The 25,264-nt window shown below is 68.3% G+C and carries 22 protein-coding genes, 2 tRNA genes and 1 pseudogene; 9 read left to right on the forward strand and 16 right to left on the reverse strand.

All coding sequences use genetic code 11. The features are described from left to right. The first annotated feature begins 33 nt into the window (after positions 1–33). Entirely contained in the window at positions 34–1,005 is a 972-nt protein-coding gene (locus tag ACM608_RS14330) for an adenosine kinase (RefSeq protein ID WP_419684056.1), read from the forward strand. A gap of 199 nt (positions 1,006–1,204) precedes the next feature. Here ACM608_RS14330 and ACM608_RS14335 read toward each other — a convergent pair. The 6 genes from ACM608_RS14335 to ACM608_RS14360 all read right to left on the reverse strand — a co-directional run bounded on the left by ACM608_RS14335 (position 1,205) and on the right by ACM608_RS14360 (position 8,681). Further along, positions 1,205–1,281: transfer RNA gene (locus ACM608_RS14335), tRNA-Asp, on the reverse strand. Between the two features lie 57 nt (positions 1,282–1,338). After that, a complete protein-coding gene (locus ACM608_RS14340; RefSeq protein WP_419685223.1) occupies positions 1,339–2,424 on the reverse strand; it encodes an AI-2E family transporter in 1,086 nt (361 codons plus the stop codon). Between the two features lie 288 nt (positions 2,425–2,712). Then, positions 2,713–4,209 carry a Ppx/GppA family phosphatase gene (locus ACM608_RS14345; RefSeq protein WP_419684057.1) on the reverse strand — a complete coding sequence of 499 codons (1,497 nt, stop codon included), beginning with the start codon at positions 4,207–4,209 and terminating at the stop codon, positions 2,713–2,715. A gap of 202 nt (positions 4,210–4,411) precedes the next feature. Beyond that, on the reverse strand, positions 4,412–6,586 hold the full coding sequence (locus ACM608_RS14350) for an RNA degradosome polyphosphate kinase (protein ID WP_419684058.1): 2,175 nt from the start codon (positions 6,584–6,586) through the stop codon (positions 4,412–4,414). Positions 6,587–6,813: 227 nt separating this feature from the next. Beyond that, positions 6,814–7,419 (reverse strand): HdaA/DnaA family protein, encoded by a 606-nt coding sequence (locus ACM608_RS14355; protein WP_419684059.1) that lies wholly within the window; start codon positions 7,417–7,419, stop codon positions 6,814–6,816. After that, positions 7,416–8,681 carry a heavy-metal-associated domain-containing protein gene (locus ACM608_RS14360; RefSeq protein ID WP_419684061.1) on the reverse strand — a complete coding sequence of 422 codons (1,266 nt, stop codon included), beginning with the start codon at positions 8,679–8,681 and terminating at the stop codon, positions 7,416–7,418. The genes ACM608_RS14355 and ACM608_RS14360 overlap by 4 nt, the downstream gene beginning before the upstream one ends. Positions 8,682–8,741: 60 nt before the next feature. On the opposite strand from ACM608_RS14360, the gene purM reads away from it, so the two are divergent. From purM to ACM608_RS14375, 3 genes and pseudogenes are all read left to right on the forward strand, one after another. After that, positions 8,742–9,833, forward strand: coding sequence for a phosphoribosylformylglycinamidine cyclo-ligase (gene purM, locus ACM608_RS14365; RefSeq protein ID WP_419684062.1), 1,092 nt, complete (start codon positions 8,742–8,744; stop codon positions 9,831–9,833). After that, positions 9,826–10,760, forward strand: a pseudogene (gene purN / locus ACM608_RS14370) (phosphoribosylglycinamide formyltransferase). Before purM ends, purN begins: the two are co-directional and overlap by 8 nt. Continuing rightward, positions 10,757–11,371: a hypothetical protein gene (locus ACM608_RS14375; RefSeq protein WP_419684064.1), complete on the forward strand. Its 615-nt coding sequence runs from the start codon at positions 10,757–10,759 to the stop codon at positions 11,369–11,371. Before purN ends, ACM608_RS14375 begins: the two are co-directional and overlap by 4 nt. 181 nt (positions 11,372–11,552) lie before the next feature. Here the strand turns inward: ACM608_RS14375 and ndk are convergent, their stop codons facing one another. From ndk to ACM608_RS14400, 5 genes are all read right to left on the reverse strand, one after another. Continuing rightward, positions 11,553–11,975, reverse strand: coding sequence for a nucleoside-diphosphate kinase (ndk, locus tag ACM608_RS14380; RefSeq protein ID WP_419684065.1), 423 nt, complete (start codon positions 11,973–11,975; stop codon positions 11,553–11,555). Positions 11,976–12,055: 80 nt separating this feature from the next. Further along, positions 12,056–12,508 (reverse strand): hypothetical protein, encoded by a 453-nt coding sequence (locus tag ACM608_RS14385; protein ID WP_419684067.1) that lies wholly within the window; start codon positions 12,506–12,508, stop codon positions 12,056–12,058. Positions 12,509–12,549: 41 nt separating this feature from the next. Beyond that, positions 12,550–13,008 (reverse strand): GNAT family N-acetyltransferase, encoded by a 459-nt coding sequence (locus ACM608_RS14390; RefSeq protein WP_419685224.1) that lies wholly within the window; start codon positions 13,006–13,008, stop codon positions 12,550–12,552. Further along, positions 13,005–13,436 (reverse strand): DNA polymerase III subunit chi, encoded by a 432-nt coding sequence (locus tag ACM608_RS14395; RefSeq protein ID WP_419684068.1) that lies wholly within the window; start codon positions 13,434–13,436, stop codon positions 13,005–13,007. Before ACM608_RS14395 ends, ACM608_RS14390 begins: the two co-directional genes overlap by 4 nt. Before the next feature lie 103 nt (positions 13,437–13,539). Beyond that, positions 13,540–14,979 (reverse strand): leucyl aminopeptidase, encoded by a 1,440-nt coding sequence (locus ACM608_RS14400; protein WP_419684069.1) that lies wholly within the window; start codon positions 14,977–14,979, stop codon positions 13,540–13,542. Between the two features lie 147 nt (positions 14,980–15,126). Here ACM608_RS14400 and ACM608_RS14405 point away from each other — a divergent pair, with 147 nt between their 5' ends. The 5 genes from ACM608_RS14405 (at position 15,127) to ACM608_RS14425 (ending at position 20,774) form a co-directional block, all read left to right on the forward strand. Then, positions 15,127–17,370 (forward strand): LPS-assembly protein LptD, encoded by a 2,244-nt coding sequence (locus ACM608_RS14405; RefSeq protein WP_419684071.1) that lies wholly within the window; start codon positions 15,127–15,129, stop codon positions 17,368–17,370. A 125-nt stretch (positions 17,371–17,495) separates the two neighbouring features. Then, on the forward strand, positions 17,496–18,830 hold the full coding sequence (locus tag ACM608_RS14410) for a peptidylprolyl isomerase (protein WP_419684073.1): 1,335 nt from the start codon (positions 17,496–17,498) through the stop codon (positions 18,828–18,830). Between the two features lie 7 nt (positions 18,831–18,837). Next, positions 18,838–19,821 carry a 4-hydroxythreonine-4-phosphate dehydrogenase PdxA gene (gene pdxA / locus ACM608_RS14415; RefSeq protein ID WP_419684075.1) on the forward strand — a complete coding sequence of 328 codons (984 nt, stop codon included), beginning with the start codon at positions 18,838–18,840 and terminating at the stop codon, positions 19,819–19,821. Then, entirely contained in the window at positions 19,791–20,672 is an 882-nt protein-coding gene (gene rsmA, locus ACM608_RS14420) for a 16S rRNA (adenine(1518)-N(6)/adenine(1519)-N(6))-dimethyltransferase RsmA (RefSeq protein WP_419684076.1), read from the forward strand. The genes pdxA and rsmA overlap by 31 nt, the downstream gene beginning before the upstream one ends. A 12-nt stretch (positions 20,673–20,684) precedes the next feature. Beyond that, positions 20,685–20,774: transfer RNA gene (locus ACM608_RS14425), tRNA-Ser, on the forward strand. A 7-nt stretch (positions 20,775–20,781) separates the two neighbouring features. Here ACM608_RS14425 and ACM608_RS14430 read toward each other — a convergent pair. Genes ACM608_RS14430 through ACM608_RS14450 form a run of 5 tightly spaced genes read right to left on the reverse strand, consistent with a single transcriptional unit; the run spans position 20,782 to position 25,246 of the window. Continuing rightward, positions 20,782–21,657, reverse strand: a complete 876-nt coding sequence (locus ACM608_RS14430) for an oxygenase MpaB family protein (protein WP_419684078.1) — start codon at positions 21,655–21,657, stop codon at positions 20,782–20,784. 58 nt (positions 21,658–21,715) lie between these two features. Continuing rightward, the gene (locus ACM608_RS14435) at positions 21,716–22,567 is read right to left on the reverse strand and encodes a sulfurtransferase (RefSeq protein WP_419684080.1); all 852 of its coding nucleotides are present in this window, start codon (positions 22,565–22,567) and stop codon (positions 21,716–21,718) included. Continuing rightward, the gene (locus tag ACM608_RS14440; RefSeq protein WP_419684082.1) at positions 22,564–24,021 is read right to left on the reverse strand and encodes an ATP-binding protein; all 1,458 of its coding nucleotides are present in this window, start codon (positions 24,019–24,021) and stop codon (positions 22,564–22,566) included. The genes ACM608_RS14435 and ACM608_RS14440 overlap by 4 nt, the downstream gene beginning before the upstream one ends. Positions 24,022–24,067: 46 nt before the next feature. Next, entirely contained in the window at positions 24,068–24,457 is a 390-nt protein-coding gene (locus ACM608_RS14445) for a four-helix bundle copper-binding protein (RefSeq protein ID WP_419684084.1), read from the reverse strand. Between the two features lie 36 nt (positions 24,458–24,493). Beyond that, positions 24,494–25,246 carry a hypothetical protein gene (locus ACM608_RS14450; protein ID WP_419684085.1) on the reverse strand — a complete coding sequence of 251 codons (753 nt, stop codon included), beginning with the start codon at positions 25,244–25,246 and terminating at the stop codon, positions 24,494–24,496. Positions 25,247–25,264: the final 18 nt, after the last annotated feature.

Consider the following 25,264-nt stretch of genomic DNA (forward strand, 5'->3'; position numbering starts at 1 on the left):
GCTTCGGCCGCCCTTCTTTTTCAGGAGTGACGAATGGTTGACGTGGTCGGCATCGGGAACGCCATCATCAACGTGCTGAGCCATGTCGACGACGCCTTCATCGCCGAACAGGGCATGGCGCTGGGCAGCATGGCCCTGATCGATGAGGAGACGGCGGAGCGGCTCTACAGGCTGTCCGGACCGACGGTGCGGGTGTCCGGCGGGTCGGCGGGCAACACCATCGCCGGGATCGCCTCGCTGGGCGGTAGCGCGGCCTATATCGGCAAGGTTCGCGATGACGAGCTGGGCGACGCCTATCGCCACGACATGGTGTCGGCGGGCATCCGCTTCGACACGCCCGCCGCCACCGACGGCCCCGCCACCGCGCGCTGCCTGATCTTCGTGTCGGGCGACGGGCAGCGGACGATGAACACCTATCTCGGCGCCTGCGTGAACCTGACGCCGGAGGACGTGGATGCCGATCTGATCGCGTCGGCCAAGGTCACCTATCTCGAGGGCTACCTCTTCGATCCGCCCGCCGCCAAAGAGGCGTTCCGCAAGGCCGCCAAGATCGCGCGGGATGCGGGCCAGCAGGTAGCGCTATCGCTGTCGGACCTGTTCTGCGTGGCGCGCTATCGCCAGGAGTTCCTGGAACTGGTCGAGCATCATGTCGACATCCTGTTCGGCAATGACGCCGAGATCTGCGCGCTGTTCGAGACCGACGATGTGGATGCCGCGATCGAGAAGCTGAAGCCGCTGGTGAAGACTGCGGCGATTACTCTGGGTGCGAAGGGTTCGCGTATCCTGTCCGGCGGTGAGACGGTGGACGTGGCGGCGGCACCGGTCGCGCGGGTGGTGGACACGACGGGGGCGGGCGATCTCTACGCTGCCGGCTTCCTCTACGGTCTGGTCAACGGCAAGTCCCCGCGCGAGTGCGGTGAGATCGCGGCGCTGGCGGCGGCGGAGATCATCAGCCATTTCGGCGCGCGTCCCGAGACGCCGCTCAGCGCGTATGTGCGCGGATAACTTCATCCTCCCCCGCCAGGGGGAGGTGGCAGGCGCAGCCGGACGGAGGGGGAGGAAGCGACGCGTCCAATAGCGGAAGGCACCGCCGTCCTCCCCCTCCGTCGCTTGTAGCGACACCTCCCCCTGGCGGCGGAGGATGATGTGGTTACTATACGAGTTTCGCCCTTGCCTTCGACTTTCACCTTAGACGTGAAAGGAATGGCGCGAGTGACGGGGCTCGAACCCGCGACCTCCGGCGTGACAGGCCGGCGCTCTAACCAACTGAGCTACACCCGCTTGGGAAGCGTGAGGCCGCGCAGTTAAGGGACGGTCCGGAGCCTGTCAACACGGGGATTACGGCTCGTCGGAACTTTCCCCATCCACGTCCAGGCCATCGGCGAACAGCGTCCCCCGCCCGAAGAGGAAGCCGGCGATATCGGGCTTGCCGGCCGCGTCGATCACCGTCTTCATGATGATGAGCAGCGGCACGGCGAGGAGCGCGCCCGTCGTGCCCCAGACCCAGCCCCAGAAACTCAAGGCCACGAGGATCAGCAGCGGGTTGATCGTCAGCCGCCGCCCGACCAGCGAGGGCGTAATGATGTTCGCCTCGATCAGGTGGATGACGACGAACATCGCCGGGGGCACGATCGCGGTCCAGACGTCGCGATAGGTCATCAGCCCGCCCAACCCCAGCAGCGCCGCCGCGCCGATCGGCCCGAGATAGGGGATGTAGTTGAGGATGGTCACGAGGCCGCCCCACATGAACGGGCTCGGCATACCGAACGCCCAAAGCGCGCAGGCGACGGAGAGGCCGAGGGCGATGTTCACGAAGGTGATGGTGCTGAGATAGGCGGAGGTGTCGTCCACCACCTCCTGAATCACACGCGCCGTCGCCATCGCGGAGAAGAAGCTCCCTCGCGCGGTGATCGCTGCGCGACGCAGGCGCGACCAGCCGGACAGGAAGAAGAAGATGACGAGCAGGCCGAACAACATCTGGATCAGCGCGGCGGGGGCCGAGGCGGTGACGATGTCGAGCAGCGAGTTCGGCGTTTCCACCGTCACCGTGCGGCGGTGGAGCGCGTCGCGCCGCGCGATCGAGGCCATGGTGTCGTCAATGAAGTGCTGAAGATCGCGGTACATCCGCAGGATCGGGTCGAGCGTCTCGCGCACGCGGCCGAGCCGCTTGGGCAGCAAGCTGACCCATTCGGTCGCGGGCACGATGATCGCGGCGACCGCGGCGTTGATGACCAGCAAGAAGACAACGACGCAGATCAGGGCGGCGAGCGGTGAAGGCAGCCCACGCCGTTCCAGCCATTCGAGACCGGGAACGAGGGCGATCGAGATGACCAGCGCGGCGGTGACGGGCAGGAAGAACTCCGCCCCGGCCCGCAGCGCGAAGGGTGCGGCGATGCAGACGGCGGCACCGAGCAGCAGGACCATCGCGGCGAGCAGGCGTTCGCGGCGGTAGTCAGCGAGCCTACGTTCGCGGCGATCGCGCGCGCGGTCAGCCTCGTATTCGGGTGTACTCTGAGCCACGGCGCCTCCGTTGCCAGCTTGGGACAAGACGGGGGGCGGCTCAACGGGAAACGTAACGGACAGCAATCCTCCCCCGCCAGAGGCAGGCAGGCATCGCCTGACGGAGGGGAGGATTGGAAGGCCTCAAGGCATCGCCGCCCTCCCCCTCCGACGCCTACGGCGCCACCTCCCCCTTGCGGGGGAGGATTGTTGTCACACCGTCACGCAACGCGCCCGCAGCCCGAGCGACTGAGCGAGGCGCTTATGGCGGCGTTCCACGACCTCGCCGTACAGGGTGGCGTGATCGGGCTGGAGGCGGAGTTCGAGGGTGTCGCCTTGGACGACGACCGCGCTCGCCTGCAGCGTCGGGGCGGAGCCGCCGGACAGGCGCTGAGCGACGCGCAGAGCATTGCCCCAGCGCTCGGCCTGGGCGAGATCGGCAGGGGTGCAGAGCCGCACGACGATCGGATCGACCCCGGTGCCGCCGAAGCTGACCCAGAGAGCATGGCCCATCATTGCCCGGCCGCGCGCATCCACGCCGACCCAATTGCCGCGCAACGCAATGTCGAGCCCCCGCTCCGCGCGAAGGTCGGGATGCGCGCGCCAACCCACATCGGCGAGAAGCGCGACGGCATGGCGGAGGCGGGCGTCGGCCGGCCCCTCGGCGGTGAACATGGGCGCGATCCAGTCGGCGACGAGATCGCCGTGCTCCGGAAACCGCCCCTGCCGCGCGCCCTCTTCTCGGGCGGCGCAGATCAGCGGATCTGTGGCGCGCACCTCGGGCGAGAGGAGATCGTAGAGCAGCCCCTCGCGCACGCCGTAGCTGGACACGATCAGTTCGGAGGATTGCAGGCGGCCGACCAGCGCGGAGAGCAGCGAGGCTGCGTCGAGCAGGTTCGCGGCGCGGGTGGAGGAGATGCCCGGCACCTCGCGCAGCTTCTTAGGATCGAGATGCGAGAGCGTGCGGACCAGCGTCTGCGCGGCACCGGCCGGCATGGTGTACTGGTGGACGATCGGCAACGGCCAGTCCGCCTGGTACATGTGGAACCGCGCCACCGCGCGCCAGGAGCCGCCGACGAGGTATAGCGGCAGGCCCTTGTCCGGCTTTCCCCAGCCGCTCCTCGCCATGAGGTTGGTCAGGCGACGGGTGAGTGCGCCGCGTCCCTTTGCGCGAATGGCGGCGATGCGCAGTACGCCGAGCGGGAAGGATACACGGTCGCGCACTTGGCCCTTGGAGACGCGGACGAGTTCGAGGCTGCCGCCGCCCAAGTCCCCGACGATGCCGTCCGCGTCGGGAATGCCGGCGAAAGTGCCGAGCGCCGCCATCTGCGCCTCCTGCTCGCCGGAGAGCAATTCGACCTCCAGGCCGATGCGAGCGACGCGATCGAGGAACTCCTGCCCGTTGGCGGCATCGCGCGCGGCGGCGGTGGCGACGGTGCGGACGCGGGCGACGCCCATGTCGATCAGGATCGCGTGGAAGCGGGTGAGCGCGGACTCGGCGCGGAGCACCGCCTCCGGATCCAGCCGTCCGGTCTCCGCCATGCCACGGCCGAGACCGGCCATGACCTTCTCGTTGAAAAGGATCAGCGGCGCGCGGCCGGTGCCCTGATAGACGACGAGACGGATGGAGTTGGACCCGATGTCGATGATCGCCATGCGATCGCCCTCGGGATTGGCGGCGGCACGCAGAAGCGGGATTCGCAGGCTCACGAGGGGGGGCGGTAACGGGTTGCAGGCGGGGACGCCAGTGGTGTCGTCATGTCATCCTCCCTGAGCGAAGCTCGGGGAGGGGGACCAGCCGTAGGCTGGTGGAGGGGTAGGTGCAGCAATCAACACGGCGGCATTTGCGGCACCTACCCCTCCACCGCCTTCGGCGGTCCCCCTCCCCTTCCAGGGGAGGATTCCAGAATCATCAAGCCCCGCGTCGCAGACTGAGCTTCGGCACCTTGGCGCTGTGCTGGGTGGCCGCACCCCGGCCGGAAAGCGAGGGGTTGGTCATGAAGTAGCGGTGGAGGTTGAACGGCTTTCCGTCCGTGGTGTGGATACGCTGGTAGTTGCCGTCGGCATCCAGCGACCAGCTCTGTTCGGTGTCGATCAGATTGGCGACCATCACCTGATCCAGCACCTGAGCATGGACGGTGGGGTTCTCGACCGGCAGCAGATATTCGACGCGGCGGTCGAAATTGCGCGGCATCCAGTCGGCGGAGGAGATGAACACCTTCGCCTGCTTGTTCGGCAGCGCGGCACCATTGCCGAAGCACATGATGCGGCTGTGTTCGAGGAAGCGGCCGACCACCGATCGCACCCGGATGTTGTCCGACAGGCCCGGCACGCCGGGGCGCAGACAGCAGATGCCGCGGATGATCAGGTCGATCTGCACGCCGGCCGCCGAGGCGCGATACAGCTTCTCGATGATGGCGGGATCGACCAGCGAGTTGAGCTTCACCCAGATCGCGCCGGGCTTGCCGTCGCGCACGAAATCGATCTCGCGGTCGATCAGGTCGGCCAGCTTGTCGCGCATGCCGTGGGGGGAGATGGTGATCTTCGCGAGCTCGTTCGGCTCGACATAGCCGGTGATGTAGTTGAAGATCTGGGCCGCATCGCGCGCGATGTCGGGATCGGCGGTGAAGAAGCTGATGTCGGTATAGATGCGCGCCGTGATCGGGTGGTAGTTTCCCGTCCCGAAGTGACAGTAGGTGCGGAAGCCGTCCGGCTCGTTCCGGACGACCATCGACACCTTGGCATGCGTCTTCCAGTCGATGAAGCCGTAGACCACCTGGACGCCGGCGCGCTCCAGCTGGCTCGCCCACATCAGATTCTGCTCCTCGTCGAAGCGGGCTTTGAGTTCCACCACCGCCGTCACCGACTTGCCGGCTTCGGCCGCGTCGATCAGCGCGCGGATGATCGCCGACTGCTTGCCGGCGCGGTAGAGCGTCTGCTTGATCGCGACGACGTCGGGGTCCTGCGCCGCCTGCTTCAGGAAGGCGATCACCACCTCGAAGCTTTCATAAGGGTGGTGGACGACGATGTCCTTGGCCTTGATCGCGGCGAAGCAGTCGCCGTCATGCTCGCGCACGCGCTCGGGAAAGCGAGGGGTGAAGGGCGGGAACTTCAGGTCGGGGCGATCCTCGCCCACCAGCAGATCCAGGTCGGCGATGCCGAGGAAGCCGCCGGAGTTCGAGATGATCAGCTCGCCCCCTCCGAATTCCTCCCGCAGCATCAGCGCGAGTTCCTCGGGCATGGTGTCTTCCAGCCGCAGCCGGATGACGCGGCCGCGACGGCGGCGTTTGATGGCGGAGCGGAAGTAGCGGACGAGGTCCTCGGCCTCCTCCTCGATCTCGATATCGCTGTCGCGGATGATCCGGAACGCGCCGTCGCCGAGCACGACATAGCCGGGGAAGAGGAGGTGCGTGAACCGGCGCAGGATCGTCTCGATCGCGACGTAACAGGCGTCGCTGCCGGGGATGCGGACGAAGCGCGGCACGGTGGGCGGGATCATCAGGATCTCGCGGATCGGCTCGTCATCCGAAATCCGCTTCAGGTCGAAGATCAGGCTGAAGCCCTTGTTCGGGATGAAGGGGAACGGGTGCGCGGGGTCGAGCGCCAGCGGGGTCAGGATCGGAAAGATCTGCTCGCGGAAATGCTCCTCCAGCCAGGCGCCCGCATTCTCACCGATGTCCTCGTTTTCGAGGACGTGAACGCCCGCCTTGTCGAGGAGGTCGCTGAGTTCGGTCCACACAGCCTGCTGCTGCGCCATCAGCACGCCGGCGTGATCGGCGATGGCGGCGAGCTGCTGGACCGGGGTCAGACCGTCAACCGAACGCTGATCGACATCCTGCAGCTGCTGCCCCTTCAGCCCCGCCACGCGGACCATGAAGAACTCGTCGAGGTTGTTGCCGGAGATCGACAGGAAGCGGAGACGTTCGAGTAGGGGATGGGCGGGATTGGTCGCCTCCTCCAGCACGCGGCCGTTGAAGGCGAGCCAGCTCAGCTCCCGATTGAAGTATCGCTCGCGCGGCGCGATCTGCTGGGTGTCGGCAGCGCCGATCTCCTGTTCGTCGGAGCCGAGGGTCGCGTGTTCGTCCATTGGGGAAGGCTAACAGATCGAATGTGACGGGTCGATGACAGCATCGGCGGTCGGTCCGTCTCTCCACCGCTACCCGCCTTGCTCATCATCCCCGTCCCCTTCCGTCATCCCCGCGAAGGCGGGGATCGCGTCGAGCGGGCGCAACCTGACCAGAGAGGGATTGCGCTGACAGCGATCCCCGCTTTCGCGGGGATGACGACGGTTGGGGAGTGGTGATCGGGGAGGCGCTACTCTCCGCTCCGCACCAGCGGCTCCAGCACGCGCCGCGCCAGCGGCCCGGTGAGCCGCCGCCGCTCCGCCAGCATCGCCTGATCGAGTAAATCGACGATGCGGTGGATTGAGACGTAGCTGCGCTCCACGCGCGGGGCGATCCAGCGGGGCAGGTCGGCGGGGACGGCGATACCCCGGTGCAGGAACGCCTTTTCGAGCAGTGCCTGCATTAGCGCATCGTCCGGTGCGCCGATCGCGACGGAGGGCGTGGCGGCCAGACGGGAGGCGAGGTCCTTGAGCCCGATCGTCCAGGCAGGCGGGCGATCGTCGGCGACGATCAGGAGCGGGCGGCGCGCTGCCTGCGCCGCGTTCCAGGCGTGAAAGATCGCCTCCTCGTCCTTCGTCTCGGCATCGTCGATGATCGCCGCCCGCGCCTTCTTGGCGAAAAGGCGGGCCAGGAGGCTGCGGCCGGACTTGCGCGGCCCCGTCAGGATCGTCGCCATGACAGGCCAGAGCGACCAGTGATCGAGGTGATGGATCGCGGCCTGGTTGGCGGGGGAAAGGATGAAGTCCTCATCGCTCACATCGGCGGGATAGGCCAGCGGGAGCGCGATCTGGCTCATGGCTGGGCAGGCGCCGCCGGTTGCGGAGGCGGCGGGGTTACGGGCGCAGCGGCGGGCGGCGGGACAGCCGCGCGGCGGATGCGCAAGGTCGTCCCCTGCCCCTCCACCGCCCAGCCGCGCGCAGCCAGGCCGGCGCGCATCAACGCCGGATCGCCGTCAAGCGTGACCGAGAGCAGCGAGACACCACCGATCGCGATGCTGGACAGGCTCGCCCCCTTCACACCCGCTAAGCCCCGGAACGCGGCGAGCGCGGCGTTGGCGGAGACGGTGTCGGGTGTATCGACCTGGATGGTGTAGGCGGCACCACCCTCGGTGCCGATCAGGTCCTCGATCATGCTCTCGTCGAGGCTGGGTAGCGCCTCCTCTTCCTCCGCCGCCAGGGCCGCATCGGTGCGCAGCCGCCCGCCGAGGAAGTCCTGCGCATAGGCGGCGTCGATGCGGCGGATGCCCTCGTCCAGCATATTCGGCAGGCCCGCCGCGCTCTCGGTCCGCAGAGTGAAGCTTGCAACCTCCTTGGCGTCCGGCCCGTGTAGCGCGGTGAAGCGCGCGACCACCGGCCCGCCGGGCCATAGACGGGTGAGCGCCACCTTGGGCATCACCACGTCGGCCGCGCCATATTGGTCGAGGATGGTGCGCCACCAGCCGCGCCCCGGCCGCCCGGCCTGCGCGGCGGTCAACAGCACCGGGTCCGCGCCCGTCCCAGGCACACGCACATAGTCGATCGCGCTGCCGCCCGCGCGGAAGCGGGCCCAGGCCTTCTGCCACTCGGTGCGGCCCTCATAGACCATCGCCGCGCCGCCGGAGACCTGGATGGGGACAACCAGCATCGGCGGTGACCGGCGCATCCCGCCTTTCAGCCCGAGGATCTCGCCCGTCCGCGCGCGATCGAACTGGACGCCCAAGGTGGCGATGTAACGCGTGGAGCCGATCTGCTCGTTCTCGACGATGATGCCCGAGACGATCGAATCGAGAGTACCGTCCGAGAGAGCGGGTGCGGCCGTCGCGGGCACGCCGTGGGTGCGGGCGTAAAGCATCTTCCACCCGCGCCGCTGCGCCTCCCGCCATCCGCCGAGGCGCGCCTGTTCGGCCGTCTTGCCGCGCACGTCGACGGTGACGCCGGACACCTCCAAGCTTCCCGAACTGTCGATCGGCGGCACGCCGCGATCGCCCGTCTCGATCTGCGCCACCGCCAGCGCCCCCAGGCAGAGCGCCGCCACGAGAGCGATGGGCCAGCGCAGGGGCAGTCGGTCGGCAAGGGTCACGCCCGCCTTTTGGCGGCATGGGGCTGGGATTCCAAGCGCGATATGGCTAGGCCTCCGCGCATGTCCGACGACAACCGATACACCTATGCCCGGGCCGGGGTCTCCATCGATGCGGGCAATGCGCTCGTGCGCGCCATCGCCCCGCTCGCCCGCTCGACCCGCCGCCCCGGTGCCGATGCGGAACTGGGCGGCTTCGGCGGCTTCTTTGATCTGCGCGCCGCCGGGTACAAGGACCCGCTGCTGGTTGCCGCGAACGACGGCGTCGGCACCAAGCTGAAGCTGGCGATCGAACATGACGTGCATTCGGGCGTCGGCATCGATCTGGTCGCCATGTGCGCCAACGACATCATCGTGCAGGGCGCGGAGCCGTTGTTCTTCCTCGACTATTTCGCGACGGGCAAGCTCGACGCCGGGGTCGCCGAGCGGGTGGTGAGCGGCATCGCCGAGGGGTGCCGCGTGGCCGGCTGCGCGCTGATCGGCGGGGAGACTGCCGAGATGCCGGGCATGTATGCGCCGGGTGACTATGACCTCGCCGGCTTCTGCGTTGGTGCGGTCGAGCGCGATCATGTGCTGGATGCCGGCCGGGTGAAGGCGGGCGACGTGATCCTGGGCATCGCCTCCTCCGGCGTGCATTCCAACGGCTTCTCGCTGGTTCGCCGCCTCGCCGCCGACAAGGGGTGGAAGCTGAACCGGCCGGCCCTGTTCGATCAGGACGCGCTGCTGATCGACGCCCTGATGGTGCCGACCAAGATCTACGTGAAGCCGCTGCTGCCGCTGGTGCGCGGGGGCAAGATCAACGCGCTGGCGCATATCACCGGGGGCGGCCTGCTGGAGAACATCCCCCGCGTGCTGCCCGATCACCTGCACGCCGTGGTGGATGCCGACGCCTGGGAACAGCCCCGGCTGATGGCGTTCCTGCAGGCGCAGGGTCATATCGAGCCGGAGGAGATGGCGCGCACCTTCAACTGCGGCATCGGCATGGCGGCGGTGGTGTCGCCGGATGTCGCCGACGACGTCATCCGCGCGCTGGAGGAGGCAGGCGAGACCGCCTTCGCGATCGGCCGCATCGAGGCCGGCGCGCGCGGGTGCACCGTCAGGGGTTCGGCCGAGACGTGGAGCGCGCGCTCGGCCTGGTCGGCGAGCCATGCCTAGGGCGCGCGTCGGCGTCCTGATTTCGGGACGCGGGTCGAACATGGCGGCTCTGGTCGCGGGGTCGAAGTCGGCGGACTGCCCGTACGAGGTGGTGCTGGTCGCGGCGAACGACCCGGACGCGCCCGGTCTCGCCATCGCTGCGGCCGAGGGCATCGCGACCTGGGCGCAGTCGCATAGGGGCATGAAGCGGGCGGAGTTCGACATGCTCGTCGATGCGCAGCTTCGCGCCGCCGGGGTCGAGTTCGTCGCGCTGGCGGGTTATATGCGGCTGCTGTCGCCCGAGTTCGTGGCGCGCTGGAGAGGCCGGATGATCAACATCCACCCGTCGCTGCTGCCCGCCTATAAGGGCCTCGACACCCATTCCCGCGCGATCGCGGCCGGCGAGACGCGGCATGGCGCGAGCGTCCATCTCGTCACCGAGGAGCTGGACGACGGCGAGATCATCGCCCAGGCCGAGGTGCCGGTCGTGCCCGGCGACACGCCCGAGACGCTGGCGGCGCGGGTGCTGGTGGAGGAACACCGGCTCTACCCCAGGGCGCTGGCGGACCTCGTCACGCGATGAAGCCGGAGGCGCAGCTGGAGCGGGTACGCAAGCTCGCGATGGCCATGCCGAAGGCGGCGGAGAAGGTGTCGCACGGTATGCCGACCTTCTTCATCGAGAAGGGTAAGGTCTTCTGCTGGTTCCTGCGCAACGCGCATAATCCGGGGATCGAAACGGCGGTCGCGGTGAAGGCGGATGCCGAGGAGCAGGCGATGCTGATCGAGCAGGACGCCGACCTGTATTTCCGCCCCGCTTACCTCGCTTCACGCGGGTGGATCGGGATGCGCACCGACGTCGGCGGGATCGACTGGGATCACATGGCGGCGAAGATCGAACAAAGCTGGGAGCGGGTCGCGCCGGCAAAGCTGCTGAGGGAACGAGGATGAGCGATCCGGCGGGAAGGAAGCGGCGCGTGCCCCTGCGCTGGATCACGCTCGGTGAGGCGGTGGCGGTCTCCGCCGTGCTGATCTCGGGGGCTGGCCTGTGGCTGAGCTACCGCGAGCATGAGGATGCAGCGGTCGAGCGGGCGGCGGACAAGGCGCCCGCCCCGCTCGCCCCGCTTACCCTGCGCGCGGCGGCAGCGAGCAATGGCGAGCAGCTGTCCCTCGCGCCCTTGCGCGAGGCGCAGGTGATCCAGAGCCAGATCATCACCTTCCCCAAGGCACTCGGCGTCGATCCGGTGGAGACCACCGGCGACCCACGGATCGAGGCGGCCTGGTTCGACCGTGCTCTCAGGAACGCGCGGGAACAGGCGGGCAAGCCGGACGAGACCAAGGGCGACGAACGGCTGGCGGTGCTGGTCGAGACGCAGCTGATCGAGGGCGACAAGCCGTCGACGGATCGAGCGATCTACGACATCGGCTATGCGGTGCGCGAAGGCGGGTTCTTCGGCGGCAGCCACGTCGCGCTGCGCGGCGTGTCGCTGGTGGCGCGCGGTGCAGGGGTGGAACGGGCGGAAGCGCTGTGGGCGCGGCGGATGAGCAGTCCAGCCAAGTAGGTCACCGTTCGTGCTGAGTAGCGGCTGAGCCCTTCGACTGCCTGCCAAGGCAGGCGCTCAGGACAGGCTCTGTCGAAGACGCGTATCGAAGCATCCTTCGATACGGCATTTCGACAGGCTCAATGCCTACTCAGGACGAACGGAGAATATGCTAAGGGCGGCACGCTGCCACCCCCGGCAATCAGCCGACGATTTCTTCCGGCTTGAAGAAATACGCGATCTCGATCGCCGCGTTCTCGGCGCTGTCCGAACCGTGGACGCTGTTCGCCTCAATCGACTCGGCGTGGACCTTGCGGATGGTGCCCTCGTCGGCATTGGCCGGGTTGGTGGCGCCCATCACTTCGCGGTTCTTGGCGACGGCGTTCTCGCCTTCCAGGACCTGCACGACCACCGGGCCGGAAATCATGAAGCTGACGAGGTCGTTGAAGAACGGCCGCTCCTTGTGGACGGCGTAGAAGCCCTCGGCCTGATCCTTGGTCAGGTGGAGGCGCTTGGAGGCCACGACACGGAGGCCGGCGTCTTCGAGCATCTTGGTGACCGCGCCGGTCAGGTTGCGGCGGGTCGCGTCGGGCTTGATGATGGAAAAGGTGCGTTCGGTCGCCATGGCCGAGCGGTCTCCGTTATAGTGCGGGTGGAAGTTGGCGCGCCCCTAGCCGGAGGCGCGCGCCCGCGCAAGGCGGAGGTTCAATCGTGCGTGAAGCTGATACGATCGAGGGCTGATCCGAGCTTACTGGCCCAGCTCTGAACCCGCCGCCTTTGCGCTTCAGCGACCTGCCTTCCCAGAAGAAGGGCATCAGCTTCAGTTTCGGTCGGAAGCATAAGCCGGATCACCCAGTCACCATCGCGCGCAGCGAAGACCTTGACGAGGCCGTGACAGAGCCGGTCTCTGAGCGGCTTGAACCCACCATACTCCGCAAGCAACGCCACAGCCGGCGCACGCGACGGGTCTGCGGAAAGAGCGGTAAGCAGGGCCGTGATCTTGCCGCCGAGGGGTGTTCCGGCGGAAACTTTCAATCCTGACTGAGAGAGCGCCCGCACCACATGTCGCTCCGCCCATGCGAACTGCTGCAAGGTCGCGCATTGCCACCTATCTGCGCCCGCAAGCGCGTCGGGGACGATCGGGCCGACGAAGCTCATCCCACACCCATAACCCGCACGCGGTTATGAAAGCGTTGCCCCTACAGGTCGCGGTGGAGGAACTGGTTGAAGTCGGAGGCGGTGTAGTCGCCGAAGGCGGAGCCGTTCGCGAAGCCATTATGGCGGTAGAGGGCGAGCGCGGGATCGAAGGCCGCTCCGCTGCCCGTCTCCAGGCTGAGGCGGGTGATGCCCTCGGCACGCGCCTGATCGATGATGTGGAGGAGGATGGCGCGACCCACGCCCTTGCGGAGGTGGTCGGGGTGGGTGCGCATCGACTTGATCTCGGCCGTGCCGTCGCCCAGCCGCTTCATCGCGCCGACACCCGCAACGTCGCCCCCGATCCAGGCGGTCCAGACGGTGATGCCCGGCTGCTGCAGGCCGGAAAGATCGAGGGCGAAGACGCTTTCCGCCGGCGAGTTGGCCTGCATGCCGCGCAGGTGGAGGGCGAGGAGATCGCGCGTCGGCTCGCCGGACAGGTCATCTTCGCGGATCGCGATCACGCCACCTGCTTCCACTTGCCGCCCTCCTGTCGCCAGTAGCGCCGCTCGACCCCTTCGCGGCCGGCAAGATCCTTCCATGCAGCGCGGGCGGCGACAATGTTGCTTTCGTCGAACAGGTGGAAAGCGCGTGTGAAAGCGAGGGCTGAATCGCGCCACACGCCGTCGGCGATCGCGACTGCCGACGCACCGCTGCCCGGATCGACGTCCGTGGCGATCAGGACGGGCTGTGCCGCCGCATCGGGACGGTCGGCGCGGCCGTGGGGGAGGAAGCTGTCGGGGGTGTGGGTCCACAGCGCCTCGTCACATGCGTCGACTTCACCGTCGCCGACGATGACGAGCAGGCGACCGCCGTCCGCAAGGATCCGCTCTCCGATGCGCGCGACGACCGGGAAGGCGGGGCCGGAGAGGTGGTAGAAGTCGACCTGCATAGGCCGAGCTTACGCCATCCCTACGCCGTTCGCACTGAGCTTGTCGAAGTGCCAGCGCTGGGGCTTCGACAGGCTCAGCCCGAACGGCGTTGCGAGAGAGAAGTCATCCCTCGAAATTGTCCGCGATGAAGCGGTCGAGGAGGCGGACGCCGTAGCCGGTGGCGCCCTTGTCCCAGAGCGGGCCGGCCTTCGCCGCCCAGACCATGCCGGCGATGTCGAGATGCGCCCAGTCGACGCCCTCCTCCACGAAACGCTTTAGGAACTGCGCGGCGGTGATCGATCCGCCACCGCGCGGGCCGACATTCTTCATGTCGGCGATCGGCGAGTCGATCATCTTGTCGTAGGCTTCGCCCAACGGGAAGCGCCAGAGCGGTTCGCCGACCGCCGTGCCCGCTGCCGTCAGCTTGCCCGCGAGATCGTCCGAGTTCGAGAAGATGCCGCCATATTCGTTGGCCAGCGAGATGATCATCGCGCCGGTGAGCGTGGCGAGATCGACCAGGGTCTTGGGCTGGTACTTGCGCTGCACCCAAGTCATCGCATCGCAAAGAACGAGGCGGCCCTCCGCATCGGTGTTGATAACCTCGATCGTCTGGCCCGACATCGAAGTGACCACGTCCCCGGGCCGCTGCGCCCTACCCGAGGGCATGTTCTCGACCAGGCCGCAGACGCCGACGACATGCGCCTTGGCCTTGCGGCCCGCGATTGCGAGCATCGCGCCCGCGACCGCCGCCGCACCGCCCATGTCCCACTTCATGTCCTCCATGCCGGCAGCGGGCTTGATCGAGATGCCGCCGGTGTCGAAGGTGACGCCCTTGCCGACCAGGGCCACAGGCGCGCCGCCCGCGCCATCGGTGCCGTCCCAGCGCATGACGAGCAGCCGGCCGGGCCGCGCCGAGCCGCGCGCCACGCCGAGCAGCGCGCCCATGCCGAGCGCCTCCATCGCAGGATCGTCCAGCACCTCAATCTTCACGCCGGTGCCCTCGAACGCCTGACGCGCACGGTCCACGAAGCTTTCGGGATAGATGACGTTCGCCGGCTCGGTGACGAGGCTTCGCGCGAAGAACACGCCCTTGGCGAGCGCCTCGGCCTTCCCCCAACCCTCGCCCGCATCGCCGACGATCACGACTTCCCTGACCGAGGGCTTCGACTTCTCAGGGAGCTTGGTGCGGTAGAGGTCGTGCCGCCAGGCGCGGAGCGATGCGCCATGGGCGATCGCCGCCACGGCCTCGGCGTCCGCACCGCCCGCGTCAATGACGAGGCGGGTCTCGCCCGAGGTCAGCACCCGCGCGATGGCGGAGGCGCCGAGCTTCTCCCAATGCGCCGCGCTCGCATCGCTACCGACGCCCAGCAGGATCAGCCGGCGCGCGCCCTCACCTTCCGGCACATAGACCTCGGCGACGCCACCCGCCTCGCCCTCGAAGCGCTGTGCGGCGGCGGCGGCGCGCACCAGCGGCGTCGCCAAGTCACCCGACAGGGGTCCGCGCACCGGAATTGCGAGCGCATAGCTGCCCTCGGGTCGGGCGGCGGAAAAGCTGATCTGCATGGAAAATCCTTGGAACCGATCGAATACGTTATAGCCTATCTAGGCCTGCCGCTCCCCCGAGGCAAAGCATCTACGTCCCAAGCCGATTGCGGGTCCTGCGCGGGTGCGATAACCGCGTCGCGTTCAGGGTCGAAGACAAGGGTTCAGGTGGCTAAGAGCGCGTTCATCACGGCCACCGCGCTCGCGCTCATCGCGGCGCAGGCGCATGCGCAGGATTTCCAGGCGCCCGCCGCGCAGGATCTCGGCAATCCCGCGAACAGCCCCTCCTCCGATGGCATGGGCGAGGACGATGTCGCGTTCAGCGCAGCGCAGATCGACTATGACGACAACAGCGAGATCGTGACGGCGACCGGAGACGTCCGCATGCTGCGCGAAGGCAATCGCCTGCGCGCCGACAAGGTGGTGTGGAACCGCCAATCAGGCGAGGTGCAGGCGATCGGCAATGTCGCGATCACCAATCCGGGCGGCGACATCGCCTATGCGGACACCATCGAGCTGACCGACACGCTGAAGGACGGTGTCGCGGAGAACATGCTGCTGGTGCTGGAAAACGGCGGACGACTGGCGGCGCGGCATGGCGTGCGGGTAAACGGCGTCTCGACGCTGACCGACGCCGCCTACACGCCCTGCTCCGTCATCGATTCGGAGGGCTGTCCCAAGGACCCGCTCTGGCAGATCACCGCCACCAAGGTGATCGACGATCCGGCGAAGGGGCGCATCAGGTACCGCGACGCGCGTCTCCGCCTGCTCGGCGTGCCGGTCCTGTGGCTGCCCGCGCTCTCGCACCCGGACGGATCCGGTGGCAAGGGCGGTTCGGGCCTGCTCGTCCCCGACATCGGCTATTCGAGCAGCAACGGGCTGGAGCTGGAGCTTCCGTACTATTTCCGGTTCGCGCCCAACAAGGACCTGACGGTCACTCCGCATATCTACAGCAAGGTGGCGCCCGCGTTAGAGGCTCAATACCGCGCGCTTGACAGCCTGGGCGCTTACCAGATCGGCGGCTTCGTCACCTATGGCGAGCGCGTCGCGGCCTCGCAGACCTCCTCCAATCAGGGCACGAAGGACATCCGCGCCTATTTGCAAGGGTCGGGGCGCTATCAGTTCTCGCCCGAATGGAGCCTGACCGCATCGGCTCGTTGGACTACGGACAAGACCTTCCCGCGCCGATACGACATCTCGAACGACGACCGGCTGCGTTCGACCTTCGATCTCACGCGGATCGACAATGCGAGTATGCTGTCGATCTCCGGCTGGGCAGTGCAGAGCCTTCGCGCCGGGGCAGTCCAAGGGCAGCAGCCGATCGCCCTGCCGCTGATCGACTATCGCCGCCGGTTCGAGAATGTCCCGCTGGACGGTGTCGTCACGCTGACCGGCAACACGCTGGCGCTGACCCGGACGGAGGGGCAGGATACGCGGCGGGCCTTCGCCTCGGCGCAATATGAGCTGCGCCGCCTGACCGGCATGGGGCAGGAGGTGAGCTTCACCGCCTATGGCCGCTATGACGTCTACAACACGCATGACGTGACCGCGACCTCGATCGTCCCCTATCGCGGCGATCCGGGCTGGACCACGCGCGGCATCGGTGCCGTCGCGGCTGACATGCGCTGGCCGTTCGCGGGCGAGCTGTTCGGCGGCACGCAACGCATCACTCCGCGCGTCCAGATCGTCGCCTCGCCCTCGACCAAGAACCTCGACATTCCCAACGAGGACGCCCGCGCGGTCGAGCTTGAGGACTCCAACCTCTTCGCGCTCAACCGCTTTTCCGGCTACGACCGCTGGGAGGACGGCAACCGCATCACCTATGGCGGCGAATACGCCTTCGATTTGCCGCGCTTCTCGCTGCGGGCGGTGATCGGCCAGAGCTACCGCCTGACGTCCAAGCCGAGCATCCTGCCGCCGGGCACCGGCCTTTCCGACCGCTTTTCCGACATCGTCGGGCGCACGGTGCTCCGTTACGGGCAGTTCCTGTCGCTGACCCACCGCTACCGGCTCGACAAAGACAACTTCCACATCCGCCGCAACGAGGTCGATGCGACGATCGGCACCGCGGGCACTTACGTGACGCTCGGCTATCTCCGCCTCAACCGCAACATTCCCGCCATCTACGAGGATCTGCGCGATCGGGAGGAGGCGCGCGTCGGCGCCCGCGTGCAGATCGCCCGGCGCTGGTCCGTCTACGGATCGACCATCATCGATCTCACCTCCAACCACGAGGATCCGCTGTCCACCGCCGACGGCTATGAGCCGGTCCGCCATCGCCTGGGCGTGCGGTACGAGGACGAATGCCTCGACTTCAGCGTGACCTGGCGGAAGGATTACGATCCGAACGGCGATGCCTCGCGCGGCAATGCCTTCATGGTGCGGCTGGCGTTCAAGAACCTGGGCCGCTGATCCGCGAAAGCCGCCGTTCAGGCGCGCGCGGTTACTGGCGCGTTGCGGCACGGCTTCTCACTGTTTATGCGATCGTTCCGATTGCGGCCGTGCGTGCCGGCGTAAAGTGACGTGACAGACCGGGAGTGGCGGCCATTCTGAAGATCAAGCACGGGTTGCGCATCGTGGCGCTGGCCGGACTGACGGCGCTGGCGGGAGCAGCCGTCGGCCAGGCCTATGACGACGACCTGAAGATCCCCGACAACCCCACGATCTACGGCACCGGCGATCCCTATCTCCACAAGGCGACGGCCATCGTGAACGGGGAGATCATCACCGCCACCGACATCGACCAGCGCCTCGCGCTGGTGAAGGCGTCGAACGGCGGGCAGATCCCTGCCGAGGAGATGCAGCGCCTTCGCCTCCAGATCCTGCGCAACCTGATCGACGAGGATCTGCAGATCCAGGAGGCCAAGGCGAACGAGATCACGATCGCCAAGGAGGAGGTCGACCAGACGTTCAACCGCGTCGCCCGCAACTTCAAGCGGGAGCCGAAGGACTTCGAGGCCTATCTGAAGACGCAAGGCTCCTCCGCCCAATCGATGCGGCGGCAGATCGAGGCCGAACTCGCCTGGAACCGCTTGCTCAGGCGGCGCGTGCAGCCCTTCGTCAACGTCGGCGAGGACGAGGTCCGGCAGGTCATCAAGCGGTTGGAGGAGGCCAAGGGCACGCAGGAGTTCCGCATCGGCGAGATCTTCCTGTCGGCGACCCCCGCGACATCCGAGCAGGTCCTCGCCAACGCCAACCGCATCATGGACCAGCTGCGCCAGGGCGGCTCCTTCGCGGCCTATGCGCGGCAGTATTCGGAGGCGTCCACGGCGGCGGTCGGCGGCGATCTCGGCTGGGTGCGGGCGGCGCAGCTGCCGTCCGAGCTCGCGCAGATCCTGCCGCAGATGCAGCCCGGATCAATCAGCGCGCCGACTGCCGTGCCGGGCGGCTTCTCGATCATCGCCCTTGTCGATCAACGGCAGGTGCTGGGCGCCGATCCGCGCAACGCCATCCTGAACGTGAAGCAGATCACCATCAACTTCCCCGCAAACGCCACCGAAGCGTCCGCCAAGCCGAAGGTGGACGCGTTCAAGGCGTCGCTCGATACGCTGAGCGGCTGCGGCAAGGTCGAGGAACTGGCGCAGAGCATCGGCGCCGAGGTGCAGCAGAACGACAGCCTCTCCGCGCGCGAGCTGCCGCCGCAGCTTCAGCAGTTGCTGCTCAACCTCGACATCGGCCGATCGACGCCGCCCTTCGGATCGCTGAAGGACGGCGTGCGTGCGCTGGTCCTCTGCGGCCGCGACGACCCGCAGAATGCCGGCGCGCCGTCCTTCGACCAGATCTATCAGCAGATGGAGGACGAGCGGGTGAACCTGCGCGCGCGCCGCTATCTGCGCGACCTGCGGCGCGACGCCGTGATCGACTATCGCTGAGCGAACGGTGCTGGCGGTCGCACTGGGCGATCCCGCCGGGATCGGGCCGGAAACGGTTGCCAAAGCCTGGGCCGCGCGTGGGCGTGAGGCGCTGCCGCCCTTCTTCGCGGTCGGCGATCCGCGTTCGGTCCGCGCGGTTTGGGACGGGCCGGTCGAACGGATTGGCGATCCGGGCGAGGCCGCAGCCGTGTTCGCCCGCGCCCTGCCGATCCTCCAGATCGACGATGGCGAGGAGATCACCCCCGGCCAGCCCAACCCGGCAGGCGCACGTTGCGCGCTCGATGCATTGGAGGTGGCCGTTGGCCTGGCCCGGTCGGGCGTGATCGACGGCATCGTCACCGCGCCCGTTGCCAAGGCGCAGCTCTACGCCATCGGCTTCACCCATGCGGGGCAGACCGAATTCATTGCCGAACGCTGTGGTGTGGCGCGCGAGAACGTCGCGATGATGCTGGCGGGGCCGACGCTGCGCACCGTGCCGATCACCATCCACATCCCGCTGGCGAGCGTGGCGGAGAGCCTTTCGGTCGAACTGATCGCCTCGCGCGCGCGGATCACCGCGCGGGCGTTGCAGCGCGACTTCGGGATCGAGGCCCCCCGCCTCGCGATTGCGGGCCTCAACCCCCATGCCGGGGAACAGGGATCGATGGGGCAGGAGGAGATCGAGCTGGTGCAGCCCGCGATCGACCTGCTGCGCGCGGAGGGGATCGACGTGACCGGGCCACTTCCGCCCGACACCATGTTCCACGCCCGCGCCCGCGCGAATTACGACGCCGCGATCTGCCTCTACCACGATCAGGCGCTGATCCCGATCAAAACGCTCCATTTCGACGAGGGCGTGAACCTGACCCTCGGCCTGCCGATCGTCCGCGCCGCGCCTGACCACGGCACGGCTTTCGACATCGCAGGCAAGGGCGTGGCGCTAGAGACCGCGACGGTCGCCGCGATCCGGCTTGCGGCGGAATGCGCGACGCGGCGCGCGCAGCGAGCGTGAGCGAAGACAAGGCGGGCCTCGCTGCGCTGCCCCCTCTGCGTGAGGTCATCAAGCGCCACGGCCTCGCGGCCAGCAAGGCGCTCGGCCAGAACTTCCTCCTCGACGAACAGCTGCTCGACCGGATCGCGCGGGTGCCGGGCGATCTGGCGGGAGCGACGGTCTACGAAGTCGGGCCGGGACCGGGCGGGCTGACCCGCGCCCTCCTCCGCGCCGGGGCGGAGGTGGTGGCGGTGGAGCGGGACGCGCGTTGCCTCCCCGCGCTCGCCGAACTCGCGGAGGCAAGCGGGCGACTCCGCGTCATCTCCGGCGACGCGATGAAGGTGGATGAGGCGGCGGAGGCGGGTGTCGGCGCGCATATCGCCGCGAACCTGCCCTACAATGTCGGCACCGCCCTCCTCGTCCGCTGGCTGACAATCGACGCTTGGCCGCCCTGGTGGCGATCCCTGACGCTGATGTTCCAACGGGAGGTGGCCGACCGTATCGTCGCCGCGCCGGGCAGCGACGCCTATGGCCGTTTCTCCGTCCTCGCCCAGTGGCGCAGCACCGCCCGCCTCGCCATGCCGGTCCACCGCTCCGCCTTCGTGCCGCCGCCCAAGGTGATGTCGGCGGTGGTTCACATCACCCCCGCCAATCAGCCGAAGGGCGTGACGATCAGGGCGATCGAACAGCTGACCGCCGCCGCCTTCGGCCAGCGCCGCAAGATGCTGCGCCAGAGTCTGAAGGCCGTGCCCGGTGCCGTCGCGGCGGCAGAGGCAGCAGGCATCGACCCATCACGCCGGGCGGAGACGGTCAGCGTGGCGGAGTTCGTCACCCTCGCCCGGACGCTTTCAGCGGCACGCCAGGACTGCTAAGCGCGCCAGACCGGAAGAGTGGCCGAGTGGTTTAAGGCAACGGTCTTGAAAACCGTCGTGGGTGCAAGCTCACCGTGGGTTCGAATCCCACCTCTTCCGCCATCTCCCTTCAGCCGCTGAACGCCCAGCGAAGGGTTTTGGCGAGGCCGAGGGCGCCTGTCGTCACCAGCGGGCGGGCGGGGGCTGGGGTGCGGGCGAGGCCGTGCATCCGGCGCGCCCAATCCGGCAGGAGGTCGACGGCGGCCTGCATGGTCAGGTGCTGTACGGGTGCGACCAGCGGGCTTGCGGCCGGATGATTCAGGACCAGTTGCGCCACCTCCCGCGTGCGGGCGTCGGCGGCGAGTTCCGGTCGCATCGCTTCGATCAACTCGCCGGCGGCGTGGTGGGTCTTCGGGACGGGCGTCGCGCCGAGGGCCTCGCCTATGATGGCAATCTCGGCGAAATAGCGGTCAAACTCGGCGGCGGTGAGCGGGCGGTTGCCGTAGCGCTGCCAAGCCTGCGAGAAGCTCCACGCTTCGGTAACGTGGACCCAGGCGAGCAGGTGCGGGTCGGTGGCGCGATAGGGCGTTCCATCGGGCAGCACGCCGGAAATGCGGTCGTGTACGGAACGGACTCGCGCGATCGCCTGCTCCGCATCGGCCCGCGGGCCGTAGGTGGTCAGGGCGATGAACCGGGAGGTGCGCCGCAGCCGGCCGAGCATGTCCGTGCGGAAGTTGGAGTGATCCCAGACGCCGGCCAGCACCAGCGGGTGGAGCATCTGGAGGAGCAACGCCGCGATGCCGCCGATCATCATGGAGGTGACGTCGCCGTGGACGCGCCAGATCACGGAGTTGGGTGGGAACAGCGCATCGTTGCTGCGCTCGACCGGACGTTGCCCACGCGCCTCATCGTTGAAGACGCGCCGGACGCTGCGGACGAGACCTTGCCGCGCCCGATCGCGCAGGAAGGACCAAGGTCCGCCATCCCAAGCCGCCAATGCCGGCATCTTCGCTCCACTGTCCGAAGCAGCAGAAGCGGCGAGCGGCCCGCCGGTTCCCGGCCGCTCAGGTGCGTTCGATCGGCCGGCTCGGGTCGGCGACCCACTCGCTCCACGATCCGGGGTAGAGGCGCGCGCCGGACAGGCCCGCCAACTCCATCGCGAGGAGATCGTGGCAGGCGGTCACGCCGGAGCCGCAGGAGAGGATGACGTCTGAAGGCTCGACGCCATCGAGCACGACTTCATATTCTGCGCGCAGGGCCGCCGCTGGTTTGAAACGACCGTCCGCCTGCAGATTGTCCCCGAAGAAGCGATTGCGCGCTCCGGGGATGTGGCCGGCGACGGGATCGAGCGGGTTCGGCTCTCCGGCGAAGCGGCCGGGTGCGCGTGCGTCCAGCACAAGCCGCCTGCCGTCCTCGATGTTCCCAAGGATCTCCTCGGCGTTGGCGATGCTTGTGGCATTAGCGTTGCGCTCAACGAAGTCGCCCGGCCCCAGCGTGCCGGTGGGGCCGGTCTGCAACTCGTAGCCGGCCTCCGTCCAAGCCTTTCGGCCGCCATCCAGCACCGCGACCGCATCATGGCCGAGCCAGCGGAGCAGCCACCACAAGCGCGCGGCGAAGATGCCGCCGGAGCTGTCATAAGCGACGACCTGCGGCCCTCGATCGAGGCCGATCGCGCGCAGCTTGGCGGCGAGAACGGCCGGGTCGGGCAGCGGGTGACGGCCGTTTGTGCCGGTCGGCTTGCCCGAAAGGTCCTCGTCGAGGTGGAGGTACTGAGCGCCCGGGATGTGCCCTGCCTCGAACTGGCGGCGACCGGCGGCCGGATCGGCGAGGTCGAAGGTGCAATCGACGACGCGCACCCGATGGGACGCGATCAGCCCCGACAGCGCCTCCGCGTTGATCAGCGTGTTGAAGGTCATAGCAATTGGCCGATCGCCGCCGGCTGCGGCTCCTCGCTGGCGGTCGTCCAGCCGAGGGCGGGGATGGTGAAGGAGCGGCGGCCGCGCATGTCCTTGCGGACGGCGATGACGCCGCGCGCCTCAATGAACTCCAGCAGGCGGCGGATGCGGCCCAGCGACGTGGTGTTGTAGAGGCGGGCGATCTCGTCGTCCGAGGGTGCCGCCCCTCCCTTCCGCGCGCGGCTGGCGATCAGCAGGAAGACCTCCAGCATGTCCTCCGGCAGGTCCTCCGCGAGGTTGAGCGCGCGCGCCCAGGCATCGTCGATGTCGCCCTCCGACAGCAGCCCGATCCGCGCGAGGGCGAGGCGACGGGCGAAGGCGGCGATGTCCATCTCGACATGCGCCATGCCGTTCATGCGCATACGGACGCGGAAGTCCTGGTAGATCGCCGCCGTTTCACGCGATGACGGCCCCTCCTCCGCGACGATCGCGCGGAGCACCGCGACGATCACCGGCTCGCTTTCCGCCGTCGTCTCTGGAGTGGGTGTCTCCTGCACGGTCTCGGGTACCAGCGCGTCGACATCCATGCGCGACGGCCGCTCGGGCACGGCGCGCGGCGGCGGGGGCGGCGCGTCGAAGAGGTCGCCCATCAGCGATGCGGAGCTCTCGGGCAGCGGCATCAGCGCGGGCGCGGCGGCACGGCTGCCGGTCTCGACCGTGCCGATACGGACCAGCTTCGGCCGGCGGCTGATCGCGGGGCCGAGCGCCAGGAACTCGCCGCGTTCGAGGTCGCGGATCTGCTCGGCCTGTCGCCGCTCCATGCCGAGCAGGTCGGCGGCGCGGGCCATGTCGATGTCGAGGAAGGTGCGCCCCATCAGGAAGTTCGACGCCTCGGCCGCGACATTCTTGGCAAGCTTGGCCAGCCGCTGGGTGGCGATGACGCCCGCCAGCCCGCGCTTGCGGCCCCGGCACATCAGGTTGGTCATTGCCGCCAAAGCCGCGCGACGGGCGTCCTCCTGCACCTCGCCGGCCGCCGCCGGGGCGAAGAGCTGCGCCTCGTCCACCACCACCAGGACCGGATACCAGCGTTCGCGCGGGGCATCGAACAAGCCGCTCAGGAAGACGGCGGCGGTGCGCAGCTGGGCATCGACGTCCAGCCCTTCGAGGTTGAGGACGACGGACGCGCGGCGTTCGCGCACGCGCTGGGCGATCGCCGTCACCTCCGCCTCGCTATAGTCCGCCGCCTCGACCACGGCATGGCCGAAGCGTTCGGAGAGCGACACGAAGTCGCCCTCCGGATCGATCACCACCTGCTGCACCCACGGCGCGCTCTGTTCGAGCAGCCGACGAAGGAGGTGCGACTTGCCGGAGCCGGAATTGCCCTGGACGAGCAAGCGCGTCGCCAGCAGCTCCTCCAGATCCAGCGAGACGGCAGTCCCGCCGGATTCGGCCCCCATGTCGATGTCGACGCTCATCGCGCCTAGTGGGGACAGGGGGCGGCGGGCCGCAACCCCAAAAAGGTCAGTGCAGGGTAGCGAGCGCCTCACGGCAGTCATCGGCACATTCGCGGCACATCGTCGCGCAGAGGCGGCAATGCTCGTGATCGTGCTTGTCGCATTCGACCGCGCAGATGTGGCAGGCGTCCATGCAGGCGCTGAGGATCGCGCGGACCATCGCGTCGTCATCGGCCGTCTGGCGCGTCGCGACCTTGGCGGCGGCGGTGCAGACGTCGGCGCAGTCGAGGCAGGTCCGGATGCACTGACGCATGTCCATCGCCTCGGCCGAGCAGGCGTCCGCGCAGGAGGTGGCGAACAAGGCGCAGTACATCGCGTGCTTGGCGGCGAGCGCCATCGGCTCATTGGCATGGCCCTTCGCATCCGGGTGCAGCGCGATCATCTTGCGAACCGACATGGCATCCTCCCTCTCTGGTCTTCGTTCTTTAACCGGTCAGGGGCGAGCGCGTTCCAGCTTCAGCTTCGCCGAAACGATATGCCAGCGGCGCTGAGCGGCGGTGGCACCATCCACGTCGTTGACGCGACGGAGGATGTATTCGCCGGTGAAGTGCTGTCGCGTGCCGTTCGCGAGAGTGGCGTCGATGGTGACCGGCACCGGCTGATAGACGGAGCCCGCGCCTGCATCGCCGGGCGAGAGCGTGCCGATCGTGACCCGCACGGCAGCAGTCTTGGCGAAGCCCGCCTTAAAGCGGTCGAACGTCTGGCCGGGCTGGCCGTTCTCGCCCCATTGCAGCCAGGCGGTGTCGTAGTCGCGGGCGTTCAGCGCGGAATAGTAGCGGCGAACCACGTCGGCGGCGGCCTCCGCGCTCTTCGGGGCGGGCGTGCAGCCGGGCATGGGATCACCCTCTCCGTCGAACAGCGTGCAGCTTCGCGCGATCTCGCCCTCGATCATCGCGCAGCTGTTCGCGGCGTTGCAGGGCGGGTGGGTGGCGGGCGAGACGTTGCGGCACAGCTTGACGCGCGCGTCGGCGGCAGTCGCGCCGATCTCGGCCTTGCAGGAGAGGGGCTCGGCCGTTCGGGCGACGGGGACAGGCCCGGGTGCCGCGTCGACAGTTGCGTTGATCGGGGCTGCCGCCGTGCTTGCGGCCTGTTCACTGGCGACAGGCTCCGGCGCGCGCTGGCAAGCCGCCGTGCTACACAAGGCCAGCGCCACCATCGCTCGTCCGACCGTCCTCGCAAGCTGCATCCGCCTCTCCCGCTTACG

It is taken from the genome of Sphingomonas sp. ID0503 (assembly GCF_048565625.1).
In the GTDB taxonomy this organism is placed as follows: domain Bacteria; phylum Pseudomonadota; class Alphaproteobacteria; order Sphingomonadales; family Sphingomonadaceae; genus JBLZUR01.

Coding starts and splice junctions, on each gene's coding strand:
- rsmA (WP_419684076.1), top strand. CDS start 19,791: ATGCGCGACGCGGCGCGCGCAGCGAGCGTGAGCGAAGACAAGGCGGGC.
- ACM608_RS14375 (WP_419684064.1), top strand. CDS start 10,757: ATGAGCGATCCGGCGGGAAGGAAGCGGCGCGTGCCCCTGCGCTGGATC.
- ACM608_RS14385 (WP_419684067.1), bottom strand. CDS start 12,508: ATGAGCTTCGTCGGCCCGATCGTCCCCGACGCGCTTGCGGGCGCAGAT.
- ACM608_RS14430 (WP_419684078.1), bottom strand. CDS start 21,657: ATGCCGGCATTGGCGGCTTGGGATGGCGGACCTTGGTCCTTCCTGCGC.
- ACM608_RS14330 (WP_419684056.1), top strand. CDS start 34: ATGGTTGACGTGGTCGGCATCGGGAACGCCATCATCAACGTGCTGAGC.
- ACM608_RS14395 (WP_419684068.1), bottom strand. CDS start 13,436: ATGCAGGTCGACTTCTACCACCTCTCCGGCCCCGCCTTCCCGGTCGTC.
- ACM608_RS14440 (WP_419684082.1), bottom strand. CDS start 24,021: ATGAGCGTCGACATCGACATGGGGGCCGAATCCGGCGGGACTGCCGTC.
- purM (WP_419684062.1), top strand. CDS start 8,742: ATGTCCGACGACAACCGATACACCTATGCCCGGGCCGGGGTCTCCATC.
- ACM608_RS14435 (WP_419684080.1), bottom strand. CDS start 22,567: ATGACCTTCAACACGCTGATCAACGCGGAGGCGCTGTCGGGGCTGATC.
- ACM608_RS14400 (WP_419684069.1), bottom strand. CDS start 14,979: ATGCAGATCAGCTTTTCCGCCGCCCGACCCGAGGGCAGCTATGCGCTC.
- ACM608_RS14340 (WP_419685223.1), bottom strand. CDS start 2,424: ATGGTCCTGCTGCTCGGTGCCGCCGTCTGCATCGCCGCACCCTTCGCG.
- ACM608_RS14445 (WP_419684084.1), bottom strand. CDS start 24,457: ATGTCGGTTCGCAAGATGATCGCGCTGCACCCGGATGCGAAGGGCCAT.
- ACM608_RS14450 (WP_419684085.1), bottom strand. CDS start 25,246: ATGCAGCTTGCGAGGACGGTCGGACGAGCGATGGTGGCGCTGGCCTTG.
- ACM608_RS14350 (WP_419684058.1), bottom strand. CDS start 6,586: ATGGACGAACACGCGACCCTCGGCTCCGACGAACAGGAGATCGGCGCT.
- ACM608_RS14355 (WP_419684059.1), bottom strand. CDS start 7,419: ATGAGCCAGATCGCGCTCCCGCTGGCCTATCCCGCCGATGTGAGCGAT.
- ndk (WP_419684065.1), bottom strand. CDS start 11,975: ATGGCGACCGAACGCACCTTTTCCATCATCAAGCCCGACGCGACCCGC.